Source organism: Azohydromonas caseinilytica (assembly GCF_012927045.1).
Classification (GTDB): domain Bacteria; phylum Pseudomonadota; class Gammaproteobacteria; order Burkholderiales; family Burkholderiaceae_C; genus Azohydromonas; species Azohydromonas caseinilytica.
On record NZ_JABBFW010000020.1, the window covers coordinates 43106 to 62437 of the forward strand.

General features: G+C 72.4%; 17 protein-coding genes. 3 read left to right on the forward strand and 14 right to left on the reverse strand.

Annotated elements, in window-relative coordinates:
- Positions 1 to 74: 74 nt before the first annotated feature.
- The 6 genes from HHL10_RS21835 to modA all read right to left on the reverse strand — a co-directional run bounded on the left by HHL10_RS21835 (position 75) and on the right by modA (position 5439).
- On the reverse strand, positions 75 to 722 hold the full coding sequence (locus tag HHL10_RS21835; RefSeq protein WP_169162516.1) for a DsbA family oxidoreductase: 648 nt from the start codon (positions 720 to 722) through the stop codon (positions 75 to 77).
- Positions 716 to 1783 (reverse strand): RNA methyltransferase, encoded by a 1068-nt coding sequence (locus tag HHL10_RS21840; protein WP_169162517.1) that lies wholly within the window; start codon positions 1781 to 1783, stop codon positions 716 to 718. Before HHL10_RS21840 ends, HHL10_RS21835 begins: the two co-directional genes overlap by 7 nt.
- Positions 1784 to 1907: 124 nt before the next feature.
- The gene (locus tag HHL10_RS21845; protein ID WP_169162518.1) at positions 1908 to 2756 is read right to left on the reverse strand and encodes a CPBP family glutamic-type intramembrane protease; all 849 of its coding nucleotides are present in this window, start codon (positions 2754 to 2756) and stop codon (positions 1908 to 1910) included.
- A gap of 96 nt (positions 2757 to 2852) precedes the next feature.
- Positions 2853 to 3944 (reverse strand): molybdenum ABC transporter ATP-binding protein, encoded by a 1092-nt coding sequence (gene modC, locus HHL10_RS21850; RefSeq protein ID WP_169162519.1) that lies wholly within the window; start codon positions 3942 to 3944, stop codon positions 2853 to 2855.
- Positions 3941 to 4621 (reverse strand): molybdate ABC transporter permease subunit, encoded by a 681-nt coding sequence (modB, locus tag HHL10_RS21855; RefSeq protein WP_169162520.1) that lies wholly within the window; start codon positions 4619 to 4621, stop codon positions 3941 to 3943. Before modB ends, modC begins: the two co-directional genes overlap by 4 nt.
- Positions 4618 to 5439 (reverse strand): molybdate ABC transporter substrate-binding protein, encoded by an 822-nt coding sequence (gene modA, locus HHL10_RS21860; protein WP_169162521.1) that lies wholly within the window; start codon positions 5437 to 5439, stop codon positions 4618 to 4620. The genes modB and modA overlap by 4 nt, the downstream gene beginning before the upstream one ends.
- A gap of 214 nt (positions 5440 to 5653) precedes the next feature.
- Here modA and HHL10_RS21865 point away from each other — a divergent pair, with 214 nt between their 5' ends.
- Positions 5654 to 6610 (forward strand): CysB family HTH-type transcriptional regulator, encoded by a 957-nt coding sequence (locus HHL10_RS21865; RefSeq protein ID WP_169162522.1) that lies wholly within the window; start codon positions 5654 to 5656, stop codon positions 6608 to 6610.
- A 233-nt stretch (positions 6611 to 6843) separates the two neighbouring features.
- Positions 6844 to 9570, forward strand: a complete 2727-nt coding sequence (locus tag HHL10_RS21870) for a hybrid sensor histidine kinase/response regulator (RefSeq protein WP_169162523.1) — start codon at positions 6844 to 6846, stop codon at positions 9568 to 9570.
- A gap of 150 nt (positions 9571 to 9720) precedes the next feature.
- Here the strand turns inward: HHL10_RS21870 and HHL10_RS21875 are convergent, their stop codons facing one another.
- From HHL10_RS21875 to ssuE, 8 genes are all read right to left on the reverse strand, one after another.
- Positions 9721 to 11256 carry a sulfatase family protein gene (locus HHL10_RS21875; protein WP_169162524.1) on the reverse strand — a complete coding sequence of 512 codons (1536 nt, stop codon included), beginning with the start codon at positions 11254 to 11256 and terminating at the stop codon, positions 9721 to 9723.
- Positions 11257 to 11475: 219 nt separating this feature from the next.
- Positions 11476 to 12057, reverse strand: a complete 582-nt coding sequence (locus tag HHL10_RS21880; RefSeq protein WP_169162525.1) for an RBBP9/YdeN family alpha/beta hydrolase — start codon at positions 12055 to 12057, stop codon at positions 11476 to 11478.
- Positions 12054 to 12272, reverse strand: coding sequence for a TOBE domain-containing protein (locus HHL10_RS21885; protein ID WP_169162526.1), 219 nt, complete (start codon positions 12270 to 12272; stop codon positions 12054 to 12056). Before HHL10_RS21885 ends, HHL10_RS21880 begins: the two co-directional genes overlap by 4 nt.
- A gap of 30 nt (positions 12273 to 12302) precedes the next feature.
- Positions 12303 to 13142, reverse strand: a complete 840-nt coding sequence (locus HHL10_RS21890) for an ATP-binding cassette domain-containing protein (protein ID WP_169162527.1) — start codon at positions 13140 to 13142, stop codon at positions 12303 to 12305.
- A 30-nt stretch (positions 13143 to 13172) separates the two neighbouring features.
- A complete protein-coding gene (gene ssuC, locus HHL10_RS21895) occupies positions 13173 to 13979 on the reverse strand; it encodes an aliphatic sulfonate ABC transporter permease SsuC (RefSeq protein WP_375138972.1) in 807 nt (268 codons plus the stop codon).
- Positions 13980 to 14037: 58 nt separating this feature from the next.
- On the reverse strand, positions 14038 to 14457 hold the full coding sequence (locus tag HHL10_RS21900; RefSeq protein ID WP_169162529.1) for a VOC family protein: 420 nt from the start codon (positions 14455 to 14457) through the stop codon (positions 14038 to 14040).
- A 26-nt stretch (positions 14458 to 14483) separates the two neighbouring features.
- Positions 14484 to 15461: a sulfonate ABC transporter substrate-binding protein gene (locus tag HHL10_RS21905; protein WP_169162530.1), complete on the reverse strand. Its 978-nt coding sequence runs from the start codon at positions 15459 to 15461 to the stop codon at positions 14484 to 14486.
- 104 nt (positions 15462 to 15565) lie between these two features.
- Positions 15566 to 16126, reverse strand: a complete 561-nt coding sequence (gene ssuE / locus HHL10_RS21910; protein WP_169162531.1) for an NADPH-dependent FMN reductase — start codon at positions 16124 to 16126, stop codon at positions 15566 to 15568.
- A gap of 284 nt (positions 16127 to 16410) precedes the next feature.
- On the opposite strand from ssuE, the gene HHL10_RS21915 reads away from it, so the two are divergent.
- The gene (locus HHL10_RS21915) at positions 16411 to 19326 is read left to right on the forward strand and encodes a molybdopterin oxidoreductase family protein (RefSeq protein ID WP_235971713.1); all 2916 of its coding nucleotides are present in this window, start codon (positions 16411 to 16413) and stop codon (positions 19324 to 19326) included.
- The last annotated feature ends 6 nt before the right edge of the window (positions 19327 to 19332 follow it).

Consider the following 19332-nt stretch of genomic DNA (forward strand, 5'->3'; position numbering starts at 1 on the left):
CCGCCCGGCACCGAGGCCGGCAAGGCTTCAGCGGCGCGGCAGGCCCGACGCGCCGCTGGCGGTGGCGCGTCGGCTCAATGGGGCGCCGCGGTGCCGCTTTCGTCGGCAATGCGCCGCAGCGCCTGCATGAAAGCCTCGGGCGGCTGCGCGCCCTGGATCAGGTAGCGCTCGTTCACGATCACGGACGGCACCGACTGGATGCCCAGCCGCTGCCAGCGGTGTTCCTGCTCACGCACCTCCTCGGCGTAGCGGCCCTCCTCGAGCACCTGCCGCCCCTCGGCCTCGTCGAGCCCGGCCTCCCGGGCCGCCGCCAGCAGCACGGCCGGGTCGGAAGGGTTCAGGTCGTCGGCGTGGTAGGCCTTGAGCAGCGCGCGCTTGAGCTCCAGCTGCCGGCCCTGCAGTCCGGCCCAGTGCAGCAGCCGGTGGCCGTCGAAGGTGTTCCAGATGCGGGTGCGCGGGCCGAAGCTGAAGCCCACGGCCTCGCCGCGCTCGCGCAGGTAGGCGCGGGTTTCTTCGAGCTGGGCCGGGGTGCGGCCGTACTTGCGCGCCAGGTGCTCGGTGCTGTCCTCGCCCTCCGGTCCCATGGCGGGATTGAGCTCGAAGGGCTGCAGCCGGATCTGCACCGGCACGTCGGGCAGCTGCCGCAGCGCGCTTTCCAGCGCGTACAGGCCGACGGCGCACCAGGGGCAGGCGATGTCGGAAACGAAATCGATCTTCAGCATGCGTTCTCCTGTTCGAGGCGCGGGGCGGCGGGGCGTCGGTGCACGGCCACGGTGGCCTGGCCGTCGAGGGCGCGCGCGCGCAGCTGGCCGCAGCCGCCGTCCACGTCCTGCCCGGCCGAGTTGCGCAGCCGGGTGAGGATGCCGCGGCGGTTGAGCCAGCGCGCCATCTCGGCGGCGCGCTCGCCGTCCGGGCGCCGGTAGGGCAGAGCCGGGACGGTGTTGTAGGGGATGAGGTTCATCATCGCGTACTTGCCCTGCAGCAGCCGGGCGATGCCTTCGAGCTCGGCGTCGGTGTCGTTGACGCCCTCGATCAGCGTCCACTGGAACTGGATCGGATAGCCGCTGAGCCGCGCGTAGCGCTCGGCCGCCTCCACCAGATCCTCGGGCGCGATGCGCGGGGCGCGCGGCAGCAGCTGGGCGCGCAGCGCGGCATCGGTGGTGTGCAGCGACAGCGCCAATGCCGGCTTCACGGCCAGCGTGGGCAGCCGCTCGAAGGCGCGCTCGTCGCCGACAGTGGAGAACACGAGCTCCTTGTGGCCGATGCCGCCGGCGGTGCCCAGCAGCTGGATGGCTTCGAGCACGTTGTCCAGGTTGTGGGAGGGCTCGCCCATGCCCATGAACACCACGCGCTTCACCTCGCGCTGCGCCCGCGCCAGCGCCACCTGGGCCACGATCTCGGCGCTGCCGACCTGGCGCAGCAGGCCCGACTTGCCGGTCATGCAGAACACGCAGCCCACGGCGCAGCCGACCTGGCTGGAGACGCACACGCCGCCGCGCGGCAGCAGCACGCTCTCCACCGCCTGGCCGTCGTGCAGGTCCACCAGCAGCCGCACGGAGCCGTCGGCGCCGGGGTGCGCCGAGCGCAGCGTGGCCAGCCCGTTCAGTTCGGCTTGCAGCCCGGGCAGCGCGGCGCGCACTTCGGCCGGCAGCCAATGCTCCGGGCGGCGCACGGTGGTGGTGTCCAGCGGCAGCGCGCGCGTCCACAGCCGCAGCAGGTGCTGCTCATGAACGGGCCGCGCGCCCAGGTCGCGCAGGCGCTGGCGGAGGGATTCAATCTGCATGGGGTTTACAGCTCGGGGCAAGGGGACGGCCCGGGAGGGCGCGGAGGCGGGAGTGTAGGGAGATCGCGCGGCGAGGCGCCCCGACGGGATTTGCAGGACCGGGCCCGCTGTGCAGTACGCCGCCCTACACCAGCTTCAACACCGCGAAGCCCACATGCGTGGCCGCGTGCGCCGCGATGGCGCTTTCCAGGTGATGCCGCCAGAACAGCCCGCCGTAGACCATCCCGCCCAGCAGGTTCAGCGCCAGCGTGCGCGCCACCAGCGCCGGCGTGATGTCGGCGGCCAGCGCCAGCGCGGGCAGGTGGCCCACGGCGAAGAGAACAGCCGCGACCCCGATGCCGGTCCAGGCCGCCAAAGGCGCGGGCGAAGACGCGGAAGCGCCGGCCGGCGCGCGGCGCAGCTTCGCCAGCAGCGCACCGATGAACCACACCACCAGGCTCATCACGCCCCAGCGCAGCATCACCTCCTCGGTGAAGCCGCCGTACAGCAGGCCCAGCGCCAGGCCGGTCAGGGCGGCCGAGGCGTCGGTGGCGGCTTGCTGCGCCAGCAGCGCGGCCCCGGGCGCGCCCAGCCGCGGCAGCAGCAGCCGGTCCGCGCCATACAGCAGCACGGCCAGCGCCAGGCCGATCAGCACGGCCTGCAGCAGCTGCGCGCGCAGCCGGGCCGATGCCGCCGGGCCGGCATCCGCGCCGGCCACGCGCTGCACCCACACGCTGCGCAGCCCGGCGCGGTGCGCCACGGCGGCGCCCACGGCGGCCAGCACCAGCAGGATCAGCAGCGGATTGACCATGGACAGCAGCGCCCGCACGACCGGCCCCATCTCCTGCAGCGGCGGCGGCAGGGCCTCCACGGGCAAGCGCGCCCACTGCAGCGGCAGCACCAGCACGCCGGGCATGCCCAGCAGCAGGGCGCGCTTCCAGCGCGTCAGGAAGGACGGCGCCACAGCGGCGGTGGCGGGGCGGGGATCGGTCATGGGCGATGTCCTGGTTGCGGTTTCGAGACGAGGGCTTGGGCGGCGCCGCCGCGGCGCACCATCTTCGGTGCCCTCCGTGACAAGGCCACGGCGCCGCTACATCAGCGCCACGCCCTTCACCTGCGCGAACACTTGGTCCCCGGGCTGCAGCGCCAGGGCCTCGCAGCTCTTGCGGGTGATGCGCGCCAGCAGCCGCGTGCCGCCCCGGCCGCCCAGGGCCAGCTGCAGCAGCGCCGTGCCGCGGTCGGCCTGCAGCTGCTCGATGACGGCGGGCAGCACGTTGATGATGCTGGTCTCGCGCGGCGCCTGGCGTGTGAGGCTCACGTCGCGCGCCAGCACGCGCGCGCGCACGCGCTGGCCCAGGCCCGTGCCCGGCCCTTCGCCCACCCACAGCGTGCCGCCGCCGAAGCCCAGTCGCACCAGGCCGTAGGCCTCGTCGCGCTCGATGACCTCGGCCTCGATCACCACGCCGGCCTCGTCCGGCGCGCCGCCGCCGTGGCGCACCAGCGCCGGCAGGTCGGTGCGCGCCAGCAGCTCGGCCAGCGGCCCGGCGGCCTGCACCCGGCCGTGCTCCAGCAGCACCAGGTGGTCGGCCAGGCGCGCCACCTCGTCCAGGGCATGCGTGACGTAGAGGATGGGCAGCGCCAGCTCGCGTTGCAGCCGCTCCAGGTAGGGCAGGATTTCCGCCTTGCGCGGCGCGTCCAGCGCGGCCAGCGGCTCGTCCATCAGCAGCAGCTCCGGCGCGGTGGCCAGCGCCCGCGCGATGGCCACGCGCTGGCGCTCGCCGCCGGAGAGCGTGCCCACGCGGCGGCGCATCAGCCCGCCGATGCCCAGCAGCTCGATCACCGGCTCCAGCGCCAGGCGCTGCGCGGCCTCGCCGGCGCGGCGCCGGCCGTAGGCCAGGTTGCCGCTGACGTCCAGGTGCGCGAACAGCGCCGATTCCTGGATCACGTAGCCCAGCGGCCGGCGGTGCGTGGGCACGAACAGGCCCCGCGCGTCGTCCTGCCAAGTCTCGTCGCCCAACGCCACGCGCCCGGCCGCGCGCTCCAGGCCGGCGATGGCGCGCAGCAGCGTGGTCTTGCCGCAGCCCGAGGGGCCGAACAGCGCCGTCACGCCGCGCCCGGGCAGGGACAGCGCCACGTCCAGCGCGAAATCGCGCCGTTGCAGCCGCAACCGGGCCTCGATCACGCCCGATCTCCCTCGCGCGGCGCGCGGTTCAGCAGGTACAGCGCCACCAGCACCGTCAGCGCGAACACCACCATGCCGGCGGCCAGGCGGTGCGCGTCGGCCATCTCGCCGGCCTCGACGTGGTCGTACACGGCCATGGACAGCACCCGCGTCTGGCCGGGGATGTTGCCGCCGATCATCAGCACCACGCCGAACTCGCCCACGGTGTGTGCGAAGCCCAGCACGCTGGCGGTCAGCAGCCCCGGGCGCGCCAGCGGCAGCGCCACGGTGAAGAAGCGGTCCAGCGGCCCGGCGCGCAGCGTGGCCGCTGCCTCCAGCGTGCGCTCGGGGATGGCCTCGAAAGCCTGCTGCAGCGGTTGCACCACGAAGGGCAGCGAGTAGATGACGGAAGCGACCACCAGGCCGCCGAAGGTGAAGGGCAGCCGCTGCAGCTCCAGCGTGTCCATCAACCGGCCCAGGGGACCACCGGGCCCCATGAAGAGCAGCAAGTAAAAACCGAGCACGGTAGGCGGCAGCACCAGCGGCATCGCTACCAGCGCCGCCCACAGCGGCTTCAGGCCCGAGCGCGTGCGCGCCAGTGCCCAGGCCAGCGGGGTGCCCACGATCAGCAGCAGCAGCGTGCTCAGCCCCGCCAGCGCCGTCGTCAGGCGCACGGCGCTCCAGTCGGCCTCGGTCACGGCTTGCCGGCGGGCTTCGCACCCACGGCGGCCGTGTCGGGCAGCCGGTAGCCCCAGGCGCGGATCACGGCCTGCGCCGGCTCACTCTTCAGGTAGGCCAGCAGCGCCGTCGCGGCGGGGCGGCCCTGGCCGGGTTTCAACAGCACCGCGTCCTGTCGGATCTCCTGGTGCAGCTTCGGCGGCACCCGCCACCACGAGCCGCCGGGCGTCTGCCCGGGCACGGACAGCTGCGACCAGGCGACGAAGCCCAGCTCCGCGTTGCCCGAGGCCACGAACTGGTGCGCCTGGGCGATGGACTCGGCCGTCACCAGCTTCGGCGCGACGGCGGCCTCCAGGCCGAGCGCGCGCACCGTCTCCAGCGCGGCGCGGCCGTAGGGTGCGGTCTTGGGGTTGGCGATGGCCAGGTGCCGGTAGCGATCCGAGCCCAGCACCGCGCCCTGGGCGTCCACCAGCCCGGGCTGGGCGCTCCACAGCGCCAGCTCGCCGATGGCGTAAGTGAAACGGCTGCCCGGCACGGCGCGGCCTTCGGCTTCGAGCCTGGCGGGCGTCTCGTCGTCGGCCGACAGCAGCAGCTCGAAGGGCGCGCCCGCACCGATCTGCGCGTAGAGCTTGCCGGTGCTGGCGGCGGCGGCCTTGAGCTTGTGGCCGGTGCGGGCCTCGAAGCCTTCGGCGATGCGCGCCAGCGGCGCATTGAAATTGGCCGCCACCGCCACCAGCACCTCGTCGGCATGGGCCGTGGAGGTTGCGCCCACACCCGCCAGCCCCAGCCCCAGCCCCACCACGGCCAGCACCACCCCGGACTTCCTCACTCTCGGCATCCCAGTCTCCGTCAACACAGGCCGCCATGATGCGGGAGAACACGGAGGCGCCCCGGGACGCCAGGGACACTGTCCGGCGCCGGACCGGCTCAGCCGGCGCTGGCGGGCAGGACTGGCATATTCGAAAACCGAATTTGCATAGCCTTAAAGAGTCGATGCTTATGCATATTGAGCTTTCAGAATGCGGTTTTCGTAGCAATAGACCTTTCCCGCCGTGAATCTTCAGCAACTGCGCTCCGTGCGCGAGGCCGTGCGCCAGGGCTTCAACCTCACCGTCGTGGCCGAGGTGCTGCACACCTCCCAGCCGGGCGTGAGCCGCCAGATCCGTGAGCTGGAGGAGGAGATCGGCATCGAGCTGTTCGTGCGGGCCGGCAAGCGCCTGACCGGGCTGACGCCGCCGGGCGAGACGGTGCTGCCGATGATCGAGCGGCTGCTGCAGGAGGCGCACAACATCCGCTGCGCCGGCCAGGAGTTCGCCGCCCAGGGCAAGGGCACGCTGACCATCGCCGCCACGCACTCGCAGGCGCGCTACGCGCTGCCGCCGGCGGTGCGCGACTTCAGCACCCGCTACCCCGAGGTGGCGCTGCGCCTGAAGCAGGGCTCGCCGCAGCAGGTGGCGGAGATGCTGCTCGCGGGCGAGGCCGACATCGGTGTCGCCACCGAGGCGCTGGCGAGCTTTCCCGAACTGGTGGCGCTGCCCTGCTACCAATGGACGCACGCCGTGATCGTGCCGCCGAAGCACCCGCTGGCGCAGGACGCCGCCCAGGGCCTGCCGCTGACGCTGGAGCGGCTCACGCAATTTCCCATCGTCACCTACGAGCCCGGCTACACCGGCCGCAGCCACATCGACGAGGCCTTCCAGCGCCGCCACCTGAAATTCGACGTGGTGCTCTCGGCCATGGACGCCGACGTGATCAAGACCTATGTCGGGCTGGGCATGGGCGTGGGCATCATCGCCGCCATTGCCTGCGACGAGGAGCGCGACAAGGACCTGGTGGTGCTGGACGCGCGCCACCTCTTCGCCACCAACATGACCCGGCTGGCGGTGCGCCGCGGCACCTTCCTGCGCGGCTTCGTCTTCGACTTCATCCACTGCTTCGCGCCGCCGCTCAACCGCCAGCAGGTCGAGCGCGCGATGGCCGACACGGCCACCGCGGACGCCGAGCTTTGACAGCGCTGTTCCAGAGGCGTCCCGGGCAGTGCCCGGGGTACGCGGCTTGCCGCTGAGACGGCCACAACCACCGCCGCCGGGCCCGGGTTGGCCTGCCGATCCGGAACAGGCGGGCTGCCGCCAGCCTGTCGCGTCTCCTGGGCGGGACGCCGGCGCTGGACGGCGTGTCCGGCCAGGGCGGTACCCTGCGCGTCAGCTTGTCCTTTGACGAGGTTTGACGAGGTAGCTTGAGCATGGCCGACACCGCGGTCCCTTCCGGCCTCGGCGCAGCCCTTGCGCCGGAGCCGCCACCCCCCACGCCGCCGGCACGCCGCGCCCGGTGGCAGCCCTATGTGCTGTTCGTGGCCACCATCACGCTGCTGGTGGGCGTGCTGCTGGCCTACGCGCTGAGTTACGAGCAGCGGCAGGTGCGCGAGCGCGCCGTGCTGGCCACGCAGAACTTCGCCACGCTGGTGGACCGCCAGCTCAGCGCGGTGTTCGACAAGACCGACGTCGCGCTGCGGACCGCGACCTGGGTCTACGAGAGCGAGGCCGCGGAACGCGGCTTGCGGGCCGAGGCCTTCAACCGCTTCCTGGCGCACCAGCAGTCGTTGCTGCCGGAAGCGGTGAGCCTGCGGGTGGCCGGCTCCGACGGCATCGTCCGCTTCGGCGTCGAGCCCGGCAGCGCGCCGGTGAGCCAGGCCGACCAGGACTTCTTCATCCGCGCGCGGGACAGCGCGGCCCCGGCGCTGATCGTCTCCGGCCCGCTGGAGGGACGCATCTCGCAGCAATGGGTCATCGTGCTGGCGCGCCGGCTCAATGCGCCGGACGGCTCCTTCGCCGGCGTGGTGTATGCCGGCCTGGCCACGGCCGAGCTCGGCCGCATCCTGTCGGCGATCTCGCTGGGCCCGCATGGCGCCGCCACCATCCGCACCACGGACCTGGCGCTGGTGCACCGCCATCCCGCAACCCGGGATGCGGTGGGCAACCGCAACGTCTCGGCCCAGTTGCAGCGGGTGCTGCAGGCGGCGCCCGAAGGCGGCACCTACGTCGCCACCACGCCGCTGGACGGCATCGAGCGCAGCAACGCCTACCGCCGGCTGCAGGCTTATCCCTTCTACGTCCTGATCGGGCTGGCCACCGAGGACTACCTGGGCGAGTGGCGCGACAACGCCCTGACCCTGTCGGCCCTGGGCGGCCTGGTGGTGGCGCTCACCGCCATCGCCACGGTGCTGATCTACCGCGCCGCCGAGCGCCAGCAGGCCGCGCTGGACGAGCGCACCCGCGCCCATGCCGCCATCCAGCAGCTGCTGGCCGAGCGCACGCGGCTCAACGAGGCGCTGTCCCGGCGCGCGGACGAGGCGCTGGCCGCCAGCCGGGCCAAGAGCGACTTCCTGGCCAACATGAGCCACGAGATCCGCACGCCCATGAACGCCGTGCTGGGGCTGGTCTACCTGCTGGAGCGCGAGCCGCTGTCCGCCGCCGCGCGCGAGCTGGTGCGCAAGGTGCACAACGCCGGGCGCACCCTGCTGGGCATCATCAATGACGTCCTGGACTACTCGAAGATCGAGGCCGGCCGCCTGGAGCTGGAGGACGCGCCCTTCGAGCTGGCGGACGTGCTCGACAACCTCTCCACCGTCATGGCCGCCACGGCCGGGGCCAAGAGCCTGGAACTGGTGATCCACCCGCCGCCGCCCGGCGCGCAGCACCTGCGCGGCGACGCGCTGCGCCTGGAACAGATTCTGGTCAACCTGACCGGCAACGCCATCAAGTTCACCGAGCGCGGGCATGTGGACGTGAGCCTGCGCATCGAGGCCGACGACGGGCCCAAGCTCACGCTGCGCTTCGTGGTGCGCGACACCGGCATCGGCATCTCGCCGCGGCAGCAGCGGGAAATCTTCGCGCCCTTCTCGCAGGCCGACGCCTCGACCACGCGCCGCTTCGGCGGCACGGGCCTGGGCCTGACCATCTGCCGGCGGCTGGTGGAGATGATGGGCGGCGAGATCGGCCTGCGCAGCGTACCGGGCAGCGGCAGCGAGTTCTGGTTCACGGTGCAGCTGCGGCGCGAGGAGCCGCCGGCCCCGGCCGCCGAGCCCGGCACCCCGATGGCCGGCCTGGAGGTGCCGAGCGCCGACGACCGCCCCGTGGCGCGCGAGGCGCTGCGCCAGGCGGCCGGCACCGGCCAGGCGCCGCTGCGGGGGCTGCACCTGCTGGTGGTGGACGACAGCGAGATCAACCGCGAGGTGGCGCAGGGCATCTTCGGCGCCGAGGGCGCGCGGGTGTCGCTGGCGCAGGACGGCCAGCAGGCGCTGGACTGGCTGCGCGCGCATGGCAGGGCGGTGGACATCGTGCTGATGGACGTGCAGATGCCGGTGATGGACGGCCACGAGGCCACGCGCGCCATCCGCAGCATGCCGGCCCTGGCCGGGCTGCCGGTGGTGGCGCTCACCGCTGGCGCCTTCCAGTCCGAGCAGGAAGCGGCGCGGGCCAATGGCATGGACGACTTCATCGCCAAGCCCATCAACGTCGCCGCGGCCGTGGCCGTGATCCTGCGGCTCACCGGGCGTCCCGGCGCGCCGGGACGCGCCGGGACGCCGCCGTTCCCCGGGCCGGCCGATGGCGGCCGGCGTGCCGGCGATGCCGATGCCGGCTTTCCCGGCCTGGACATCGCGCGCGGCGTGGGGATCTGGGACGACCCGGCGCTCTACGCACGCTGCCTGCGCGTGTTCGATCAGGAGTTCGCGAACTGCATCCACGACCTGGGCACGGCCGAGGCCGGCGCCGCCGCGGCGCTGGCGCACAAGCTCAAGGGCGCGGCGGCCACCCTGGCGCTGGACGGCGTGGCGGCGGCGGCCGCCGCAGTGGAACAGGCGCTGCGCGCCGGCGAGCCGCCGCGGCAGGCGCTGGCCCGCCTGGAGGGGGCGCTCACGGTCACGCTGGCCTCGATACGGCGCTACGCGGGGCAGGCCGTGGGTGACTGAGCCGGGCGCTGCCGGCAGAAACGCGCCCAATGTCGAACTGGCCAGGAGAGCTGGACAATGGCTGCATGCATTGGGGTCTTTGTTTGGAAAAGCTGACCAATTCAGGACGCCTTCCGGCGAGGACCATGACGTTTCCCGGAGTACCTGGAGTCAAGGCCGCCGACCCACCGCCACTTCCTCCGCGTTGCGCAGCGCCTGCCCGGCGGAGCCGCGCAGCGTGCGCAGCTGCCGCGTCAGCGCCTGCTTCAGCGCCGGCGGCATGGACTTGTAACGGTTGGCGAGCTGGTACGGGTCCGTCTCCAGGTCGTAGAACTCGCCGTCGCCGTTCTCGTACAGCGCGAAGCTGTAGTTCGAGGCGGTGCGCAGCCCGTGGTAGAGGTGGTTCTTCCAGACCGGGTTGGCCGCGGCCGCCTCGCGGTCCTCGGCCGGCTCCAGCACGCCCGCTTCCGAGCCCGGGTTGCCGGCCTCGGGCACGACTTCCAGGCTGGTCGGGCTCTGCAACAGCAGCGCCTGGCGCCAGCGCGCCGGCGCCGGGCCGGCGAACAGCGGCACCAGCGAGCGGCCGTCCACGAACTCCGGCGGCGCCACGCCCGCGATCTGGGCGAAGGTGGGTGCGAAATCGACGTTGGCCGTGAGCTGCCGCACCTTGCGCCCGGCCGGGATGCCCGGGCCGCGCACCACCAGCGGCACGCGGATGTCCTCCTCGAAGGCCCAGCCCTTGCCTTCCTTGAGCCGGTGCTGGCCCTGGTGAAAGCCGTTGTCCGAGCTGAAGAAGATATAGGTATTGTCCAGCGCGCCGGTGGCGCGCAGCGTGCGCACCAGGCTCTCCACCATGTCGTCCAGCGCCAGCGTGGACTGGCGGCGCTTGCGGTAGAAGGCATCGATGTCGGCCATGTCCGCGGCCGTCAGCAGCGTGCGGTTGCGCATCCAGCGGGGCTTGTCGCTGATGTCGGCCTCGTTGAACGAGGGCGTGCGCGGTGCCTTCACCCAGGGCAGCGCCTCGGCGTAGCGCGGCGGCGGCGTGGCCGGCCCGTGCGGCAGGTAGGGCGTCAGGACCAGGAAGAACGGCTGCGCGGGCGTCTTGGCCGCGTCGCGCAGGAAGGCGTTGGCCTGCGCCTGCAGCACGTCGTTGAGGTGATGCTCCGGGGCCTTGCCGTAGCTGAGCGTGCGGCCGTTGAAGTTGATGCGGTAGCTGTACTGGTTGTAGGGCGTGCCGGCGTTGGGGCTGAACCAGTAGCTCCAGCCCGGCGGCACGTAGCTGCGCCCGCCGTCCTCCACGTTGGGGTAGCCGTTGAGGTACTTGCCGATCAGCGCGGTGCGGTAGCCCGCGCCCTGCAGCCAGGTCGCCACGGTGGAGGACTCCAGCCCGTCGCGGTGAAACTTGAGGAAGCCGCCGTCGGGCCAGTGCCCGGTGAAGATGCCGGTGTGGTGCGAGAACTGCCCGCGCAGCGTGGTGGCGCGCGAGGGGCAGCACAAGGACAGGCTGACGAAGTTGTTCTCGAAGCTCGCGCCGGGCTGGGCCAGCAGGCGCCGCAGCTTGGGCATGTGCTGGGGCAGCTCCACGTCCATGTCGTCCACCAGGATGAACAGGATGTTGGCGCGCTGCGCCAGTGCCGGCGCGGCCAGGCCCGCCAGCAGGGCCAGCGCCAGCAGCCGCCGGCGCCAGGAAGGGCTCGGGAACGTCATCGGCATGTCTCCACTTGTCGTTCTTGCACGGGCGAAGCCACTTCCTGCCGCCCTGCGGGGCGCGATGGGCCAGCGAAGTGGGAAAGGCTGCCGCATGGGCGGGCAGCCTCGGTGCAGCAGCAACCACGGCGCCCGGACCAGGGCATGCACCCCGCACCGGGTGCCGCCATGCAGGGCGCGCCGCGGCGCGCGACAGGCGGTGACGGTGAGGCGGCTCGCTCAGGTCGCGAAGCGCCACTCCCGCGGCGTCGCATGCCGGATGCGCGCCTGGCGGGCCTGGCGCTGCTGCATGGCATGCACCCAGCGGCCCGCGAAGGGCCAGGGGCCGAAGCCGGATTCGATGTTGATGTGGCCGACGTCACCCAGGTTGAAGGTGCTCAGGCCCCAGCGCTGGCCCCATTCCAGCGCGCGCGGCGCGCTCATCCAGGGGTCGGTGTCGCTGGCCACCAGCAGGCCCGGCACGCCCAGCGCGTGCTGCGGCAGCAGCGGCGCCACGCCGAACTTGTCCGGGTCGGCCGGCGCCACCAGCAGCGCCGCCGCGATGGGCGCGTCCGGGTGCCGCGCCAGGTACCGCGCCAAGGCCAGGCAGCCGAAGCTGTGCGCCGCCACGATCCAGCGCGCCGGGCCGGCCTGCCGCAGCGTCGCCGCGATGGTGTCGGCCCAGCGCTCCAGTTGCGGGTCGTCCCAGTCGGCCTGCCGCACGCGCAGCGCGCCGCGATGGCGCGACTGCAGCCAGCTCTGCCAGTGGCCCGGGCCGCTGTCGTGCAGGCCCGGCACGATCAACAGGCGAGCGGCGCTCATAGCGTGGCAATCGACACTTCGGTGGACTTCACCAGCGCGATGACCTCCTTGCCCGGCACCAGGCCCAGCTCCTTGACGGAGCGGCTGGTGATGACGGAGGTGACGATCAGCCCGCCGGGCGTCTCGATATCGACCTCGGACACGACCGGCCCGGCAATGACCTCGATCACCTTGTCGCGGAACTGGTTGCGCACGTTGATGGCGGCGATGGACATGCTTCTCCTCCTGAAAACGGGGCCGCCGGCTCAGACGGCGGTGGCTTCGGCCAACGCCCGGGCGGGCGACGGGCGCAGCAGCCGCTGCAGCACGCGGTCCTCGAAGGCGGCGAAGGCGGGGTCGGCGCGCGAGCGCGGGCGCGGCAGCGGCACGTGCTCGTCGAAGGCGATGCGGTGATCCTCGATCAGCACCACGCGGTCGGCCAGCGCCACGGCTTCGGTCACATCGTGCGTGACCAGCAGCGCCGTGAAGCCGTGCTCGTGCCACAGCGCCTCGATGAGCTGCTGCATCTCGATGCGCGTGAGCGCGTCCAGCGCGCCCAGCGGCTCGTCCAGCAGCAGCAGCCGCGGCTCGTGCACCAGCGCGCGCGCCAGCGCCACGCGCTGGCGCTGGCCGCCGGAGAGCACCGAGGGCCACTCCAGCGCGCGCTTGACCAGCCCCACCTGCGCCAGGGCGCGGCGCGCGCGCTGGCGGCCCTCGCGCTGCGGCAGCCCCAGGGCGACGTTGTCGAGCACGCTCTTCCAGGGCAGCAGCCGCGCGTCCTGGAACATGATGCGCGTGCCCTGGCCGTCGGCGTCGCCCGCCACGCGCAGCGTGCCGGCGTCGGGCTGCTCCAGCCCGGCGACATGGCGCAGCAGCGTGCTCTTGCCGCAGCCGCTGCGCCCGACGATGGCGACGAACTCGCCCGGGGCCAGGCGCAGCGTCACGTCCTGCAGCACGGGGCGCCCGCCGTAGCTCTTGCCCAGGTCCTGCACGATCACTTCCGCGCCGCGCGCCGAGGCGGGGCGCGCGTCGTGCCCGCCGGCCGGCTGCTGCGCAACGAAGGCGGCGCGCGGCACGGCGCCGAAGGGAATGGCTTCGAGTTGCATGGGAAGTCCGTTCGGAAAAAGAGGTGCGGATCAGCGCTGCTGGTGGGCCGGGTGCCAGCGCAACCACCAGCGCTCCAGGCCGCGGGCGGCCAGGTCGGCGGCCTTGCCCAGCAGGGCGTAGAGCACGATGCCCACCAGCACCACGTCGGTCTGCAGGAACTCGCGCGCGTTCATGGTCATGTAGCCGATGCCCGACTGCGCCGACAGCGTCTCGGCCACGATCAGCAGCACCCACATCAGGCCCAGCGAGAAGCGCAGGCCCACCAGGATCGACGGCAGCGCGCCGGGCAGGATCACGTGGCGGTACAGCGGCCAGCCGCTGAGGCCGTAGCTGCGCGCCATCTCGATGAGGCCGCGGTCCACCGAGCGGATGCCGTGGAAGGTGTTGAGGTAGATCGGGAAGAACACCGCCACCGCCACGAGGAACAGCTTGGCGCCCTCGCCGATGCCGAACCACAGGATCACCAGCGGGATCAGCGCCAGCGGCGGGATGTTGCGCAGCATCTGGAAGGTGGTGTCCAGCAGCGTCTCGGCGCGCCGGAAGCTGCCGGTGAGCAGCCCGAACAGCAGTCCCAGGCTGCCGCCGATGGCCAGGCCGGCGAAGGCGCGCCCGGTGCTCACCACCACGTGCTCGCCCAACTCGCCCGACAGCAGTAGCGTCCAGAACGCCGTGAGCACCGCCCAGGGCTCGGGCAGCACCCGGCTGGACAGCCAGCCGCTGCGCGAGGCCAGCTCCCAGGCCACGACGATGAACAAAGGCACCAGCCACGGCAGCGCGTGGCGCCAGGCCGGGTGGCTCCCACTCTTGCGCGACGTGCCGGCTGTGGACTGGAGCACCCGGTCGCCAGCGGGCTGGGGCCGGACCGCCGGCTCCTGGGGCTGCGCGGGCGGGACTTCAGAGGGAAATGCGCAGTTGCGTGACATGGTGTTCTTTGACGTGCAGAAGGGGTTCGGGCGGCAGCGCGATCAGCTCCAGCCGGTTGCCGAAAGGGTCCTCGGTGCTGGCGCGGCCCTCGTCGGCCAGCGCCCAGGCGTCCACCGGGTGGCCGCCGGCGCGCAGCCGCTCCAGCACCGCGGGCAGCTCGCGCAGGCGCAGCGCCAGGTGCGCCTGCGGCGCGACACCGGTGTAGCGGCCCTCGCTCAGGTCCCGGGTCAGGCCTTCGAGCCCGAAGCGCAGCACGCGCGCGGGTTCGGCCTGGGCGGTGTTGAGCTCGTGCAGGCCCAGCACGTCGCGGTAGAAGCGCCGCGCCTGCGCGGCGCCGCCGGGCGGCACGGGCAGCTGCACGTGGTCCAGGAAAGGGCGGCTTGGGATCATGGTCGCTCCGTACCCGGTGCGAGGTTTCAGAGCGCGCCGCGTGCCGCCACCGCATCCGCGATGCGGATGGGCTTCGGGATCAGCCTGAGCGCGTGAAAGGTGTCGGCGATGCGCTGCTGGCGCGCCACCACGTCGGGCGTGAGCGGCGCGACCTTGAACTCGTAGCGCTGGATGCTGGTCTTGACCACCTCGCGGTCCAGGCCCTGCAGCGGCGCGATCAGGGTGGCAGCCTCGTCCACGTGGCTCTTGAGCCATTGGCCGCGTTCCACCAGGTCCTCGAACAGCGCCTGGATCACCTTGGGGTTGTGCTCCACGAACTTGCGCTCGGCCAGGTAGAAGTTGAAGTTGTCCACCACGCCGCGACCGTCGGCCAGGCTGCGCGCGCCGATCTGCTTCTCGGCGGCGGCCAGGAACGGGTCCCAGATCACCCAGGCGTCCACCGCGCCGCGCTCGAAGGCGGCGCGCGCGTCGGCCGGGGCCAGGAACACCGGCTGGATGTCGCTGTACTTCAGGCCGTGCTTCTCCAGCACCTTGACCAGCAGGTAGTGCACGTTGGAGCCCTTGTTGAGCGCCACCCTGCGCCCGCGCAGCTCGGCCACGCTCTTGATGGGCGAGTCCTTGGGCACGACCAGCGCCTCGGCCGTGGGCGAGGCCGGGTCGTTGCCGATGTAGATGAAGTTGGCGCCGGCGGCCTGGGCGAAGATGGGCGGCGCCTCGCCCACGTAGCCCACGTCCACCGAGCCCACGTTCAGGCCTTCGAGCAGCTGCGGACCGGCCGGGAACTCCACCCACTGCACGCCCGCGCCCAGCGCGGCCAGGCGCTTCTCCAGCGTGCCCTGCGCCTTCTGCAGCACGAACAGGCTGGCGGACTTCTGGTAGCCCACGCGCAGCGTGACGGCAGGTTGCGCGCGCAGCCACTTGGGGTTCATGCCCAGCACCAGGGCGGCGAGGGCGCCGCGCTGCAGGATGCGGCGTCGATGGGAGGACTTGAGTTCGGGAAGCATGGTCGGGTCCTGGGAGTTATGAGGGTGTGGCGCCGCGGCCGCCGGGCCGCGGGCGGGGAAGAGGGGCGTGGGCGCGGCGAGGCGCCTTCAGGGGCAGGCGAGGCTCAACAGGACGCCACGCTCGCCGGCTCGGCCCGGCGCTGCGCCGCCGCTTCCAGCAAGGGGCCCAGCGAGCGGGTGAGGCGGGCAACGATCTCCGCGTCGGGCACGTAGCCCAGGTCGGGGTGCTTCTGGAACTGGCCGTCGGTGGCGAACACGGCATCGAGCACCTGGCGCGCGCCCAGGGCGTGCAACACCGGGCGCAGGGCGTAGTCCAGCGCCAGCAGGTGCGCCAGGCTGCCGCCGGTGGCCAGCGGCAGCACCTGCTTGCCGCGCAGGCCGTCCTGCGGCAGCAGGTCCAGGAACACCTTGAGCAGGCCGCTGTAGGCCGCCTTGTAGATGGGCGTGGATAGCAGCACCACGTCGGCCTGCGCCACGCGCTGCAGCGCGTCCTGCAGACCGGGGTGGGCGAAGTCCGCCTGCAGCAGCGCCGTGGCCGGCAGCTCGCGCAGCGCGATGGAGTGGATGGATCGGGCGCTCGCCGCCAGCTGCACTTCACACCAGCGCAGCAGCGACGCCGAGCGTGAAGAGGCGCTGGGACTTCCGGAGAGGGTGACGATGTTCATGGGCTGCACGATAGGCAGCACCGCTGCAACGCGGAACGAATGAGTGCGGCTATGGATATCCGCGAGCTGCATATGAAGCCCCCCGGGGCAGCGTCCGGGCATGGCGCGCAGGCTGCGTTGCGGACGCAATCACTTGAAGCCGGCAAGGCTGCCCGGCGCGCTTTTACTGCTTGCATATGCGCATCCGTGATTTGCGCCGCGCCAGGCCAGCTTCCTACGATGGCCTGCCCCGCCGCGCGGCGCCCTTACGGGCAGCGCGTGGCGGTGTTCACAAGGAGAGCCGGTTGAACGATCCCGCCTGTGCCGCCGTACCGCACGCGCCCGAAGATCCCCTCGCTTCTTCCGAGATCAGGACGACCACCTGCTGCATGTGCGCCTGCCGTTGCGGCATCCGCGTGCACCTGCGCGACGGGCGGCCGCTCTACATCGACGGCAATCCCCGACACCCCTTGAACCGGGGCGTGATCTGCGCCAAGGGCAGCGCCGGTCTCATGAAGCAGTTCTCGCCGGCCCGGCTGACGCAGCCGCTGCGGCGCAAGGCCGGCGCGGAGCGCGGCGCCGGCGAGTTTGAGCCCATTTCATGGGACGAGGCGTTGGCGCTGCTCACCGAGCGGCTGGGCCGCATCCGGCGCACCGACCCCAAGCAGTTCGCCTTCTTCACCGGGCGCGACCAGATGCAGGCATTGACTGCCCTGTTCGCGCGCCAGTTCGGCACGCCCAACTACGCCGCGCATGGCGGGCTGTGCTCGGTGAACATGGCGGCGGGCATGATCTACAGCATTGGCGGCAGCTTCTGGGAGTTCGGCGGGCCGGACCTGGAACGCGCCCGGCTGTTTGTGATGATCGGCACCGCCGAGGACCATCACAGCAACCCGCTGAAGATCGCGCTGGGGCGTTTCCGTCAGCGCGGCGGGCGCTTCATCGCCATCAACCCGGTGCGCAGCGGCTATGCCGCCATCGCCGATGAGTGGATTCCCATTCGCCCAGGCAGCGACGGCGCGCTGTTCATGGCGCTGCTGCACGAGCTGCTGGGCGCGGAGCTGATCGACCGCGCCTTCTTACAGCGCTGCACCAACGCGCCGCAGCTGGTGGTGCTGGACGAGGGCGAGCGCGAGGGGCTGTTCGCCTTCGACCCCGCGGCCGGCCGGGCGCCGGACGGGCGCCATCCACACAACAAGCTGGCCTGGGACAAGCTCACTCAGAGCGTGGTGGCCGCGTACCCGCAAGGCGTCGAGGCCGCGCGCGACCTGGCGCTGGAAGGGCATTTCAATCTGCCCGACGGCACGCGCGTGGCGCCCTCGTTCCAGCTGCTGCGCGAGCGCGTGGCGGACACCACGCCGGAATGGGCGGAAGCGCTTACCGGCATCCCGGCGGCGCGCATCCGCCGCCTGGCGCGCGAGTTGGGCCAGACCGCGTTGATGCACGACGACAGCCTGCCCATTCCCTGGACCGACGCCTGGGGCCACGCGCATGCCGGCGTGCCGCTGCGGCCGGTGGCCTTCCATGCCATGCGCGGGCTGGCGGCGCATTCCAACGGCTTCCAGACCGTGCGCGCGCTGTCGGTGCTGATGAGCGTGCTGGGCACCATCGACGCGCCCGGCGGCTTCAGGCACAAGGCGCCGTACCCGCGCCACATCGTGCCCAACTACCGGGCCTTCAACGACCCGGACAAGCTCAAGCCCGACACGCCGCTTGACGCGCAGCCGCTGGGCTTTCCGGCCAGCCCCGAGGAGCTGGCGGTGCAGGCCGACGGCACGCCGCTGCGCATCGACCATGCCTTCTCCTGGGCCTACCCGCTGGCGGTGCACGGGCTGATGCACAACGTCATCGCCAACGCCGCGCGCGGCGATCCCTACCGCATCGACACGCTGCTGATCTACATGGCCAACATGGCCTGGAACTCCAGCATGGACCCGCTGGCGGTGCGCGAAGCGCTCAATGCCCGGGACGAGCACGGCGAGCACAAGATCCCCTTCGTCGTGGTCTGCGATGCTTTCCAGAGCGAGACCGTGGCCTACGCCGACCTGGTGCTGCCCGACACGACGTACCTGGAGCGCCACGACGCGATGAGCCTGCTCGATAGGCCCATCTCCGAGTTCGACGGGCCCATGGACTCGGTGCGCGTGCCGGTGCTGCCGCCCATGGGCCAGTGCCGGCCGTTCCAGGACGTGCTGGTGGAGCTGGCCTCGCGGCTGCGCTTCCCGGCTTTCACCCACGCCGACGGCACGCGCAAGTACGCCGATTACGCGGACTTCGTTGTGCGCTACGAGCACCAGCCGGGCATCGGCTTCCTGATGGGCTGGCGCGGCGAGCAGGGGAACGAGTTGCGCGGCGCGCCCAACCCGAAGCAGTGGGAGGCTTACGCGCGCAACGACTGCGTGTTCCACCACCGCCTGCCCGAGGGCCTGCAGTACCGGCGCAACTGGAACCGCGCCTACCTGGACTTCGCCAAGGCCATGGGCTGGCGCCAGCGCGACTGCCCGATCCAGCTCTCCGTTTACGCCGACACGCTGCAGACCTTCCGCCTGGCCGCGCAGGGCAAGCGCCCGGGGCGCCAGCCGCCTGAAGCGTTGCGCGAGCGCGTGGTGGCCTGGTTCGACCCGCTGCCGTTCTGGGCGCCGCCGCTGGAGGACGGCGTGACCGACGCGCAGGCCTATCCGCTGCATGCCGTGACGCAGCGGCCGATGGCCATGTACCACTCCTGGGACTCGCAGAACGCCTGGCTGCGCCAGCTGCACAGCCACAACGCGCTGCACGTGCACCCGGCCACGGCGCGCGCCGCCGGGGTGGAGGATGGCGCGATGTGCTGGGTGGAGAGCCGCTGGGGGCGGGTGCGATGTCGCATCCGCTGCAGCGAGGCCGTGGAGCCGGGCACGGTCTGGACCTGGAACGCCATCGGCAAGGCGCCCGGCGCCTGGCAACTGCCCGCGGAGGCCGACGAGAGCCGCAAGGGTTTCCTGCTGAACCACCTGCTCAGCGCCACGCTGCCTTGGGGCGAGGGCCACATTGCCAATGCCGACCCGGTCACGGGCCAGGCGGGCTGGTACGACGTGCGGGTGCGACTGCGCCCCTGCGAGCCCGGCGAGCCGGATGAGCCCTTCCCGCGGGTGGAGACCGTGCCGGCGCCGCCGGGCGTGCTGGGCATCGGCGCCGCACTGCGGCTGGTGGTGGCGCGGCTGACGGGCGGGAGGCGGTCATGAAGCTGG

Coding starts and splice junctions, on each gene's coding strand:
- HHL10_RS21840 (WP_169162517.1), bottom strand. CDS start 1,783: ATGCAGATTGAATCCCTCCGCCAGCGCCTGCGCGACCTGGGCGCGCGG.
- HHL10_RS21885 (WP_169162526.1), bottom strand. CDS start 12,272: ATGTCCATCGCCGCCATCAACGTGCGCAACCAGTTCCGCGACAAGGTG.
- HHL10_RS21890 (WP_169162527.1), bottom strand. CDS start 13,142: ATGCAACTCGAAGCCATTCCCTTCGGCGCCGTGCCGCGCGCCGCCTTC.
- HHL10_RS21905 (WP_169162530.1), bottom strand. CDS start 15,461: ATGCTTCCCGAACTCAAGTCCTCCCATCGACGCCGCATCCTGCAGCGC.
- HHL10_RS21875 (WP_169162524.1), bottom strand. CDS start 11,256: ATGACGTTCCCGAGCCCTTCCTGGCGCCGGCGGCTGCTGGCGCTGGCC.
- HHL10_RS21900 (WP_169162529.1), bottom strand. CDS start 14,457: ATGATCCCAAGCCGCCCTTTCCTGGACCACGTGCAGCTGCCCGTGCCG.
- HHL10_RS21835 (WP_169162516.1), bottom strand. CDS start 722: ATGCTGAAGATCGATTTCGTTTCCGACATCGCCTGCCCCTGGTGCGCC.
- modA (WP_169162521.1), bottom strand. CDS start 5,439: ATGCCGAGAGTGAGGAAGTCCGGGGTGGTGCTGGCCGTGGTGGGGCTG.
- ssuE (WP_169162531.1), bottom strand. CDS start 16,126: ATGAACATCGTCACCCTCTCCGGAAGTCCCAGCGCCTCTTCACGCTCG.
- HHL10_RS21845 (WP_169162518.1), bottom strand. CDS start 2,756: ATGACCGATCCCCGCCCCGCCACCGCCGCTGTGGCGCCGTCCTTCCTG.
- HHL10_RS21880 (WP_169162525.1), bottom strand. CDS start 12,057: ATGAGCGCCGCTCGCCTGTTGATCGTGCCGGGCCTGCACGACAGCGGC.
- HHL10_RS21870 (WP_169162523.1), top strand. CDS start 6,844: ATGGCCGACACCGCGGTCCCTTCCGGCCTCGGCGCAGCCCTTGCGCCG.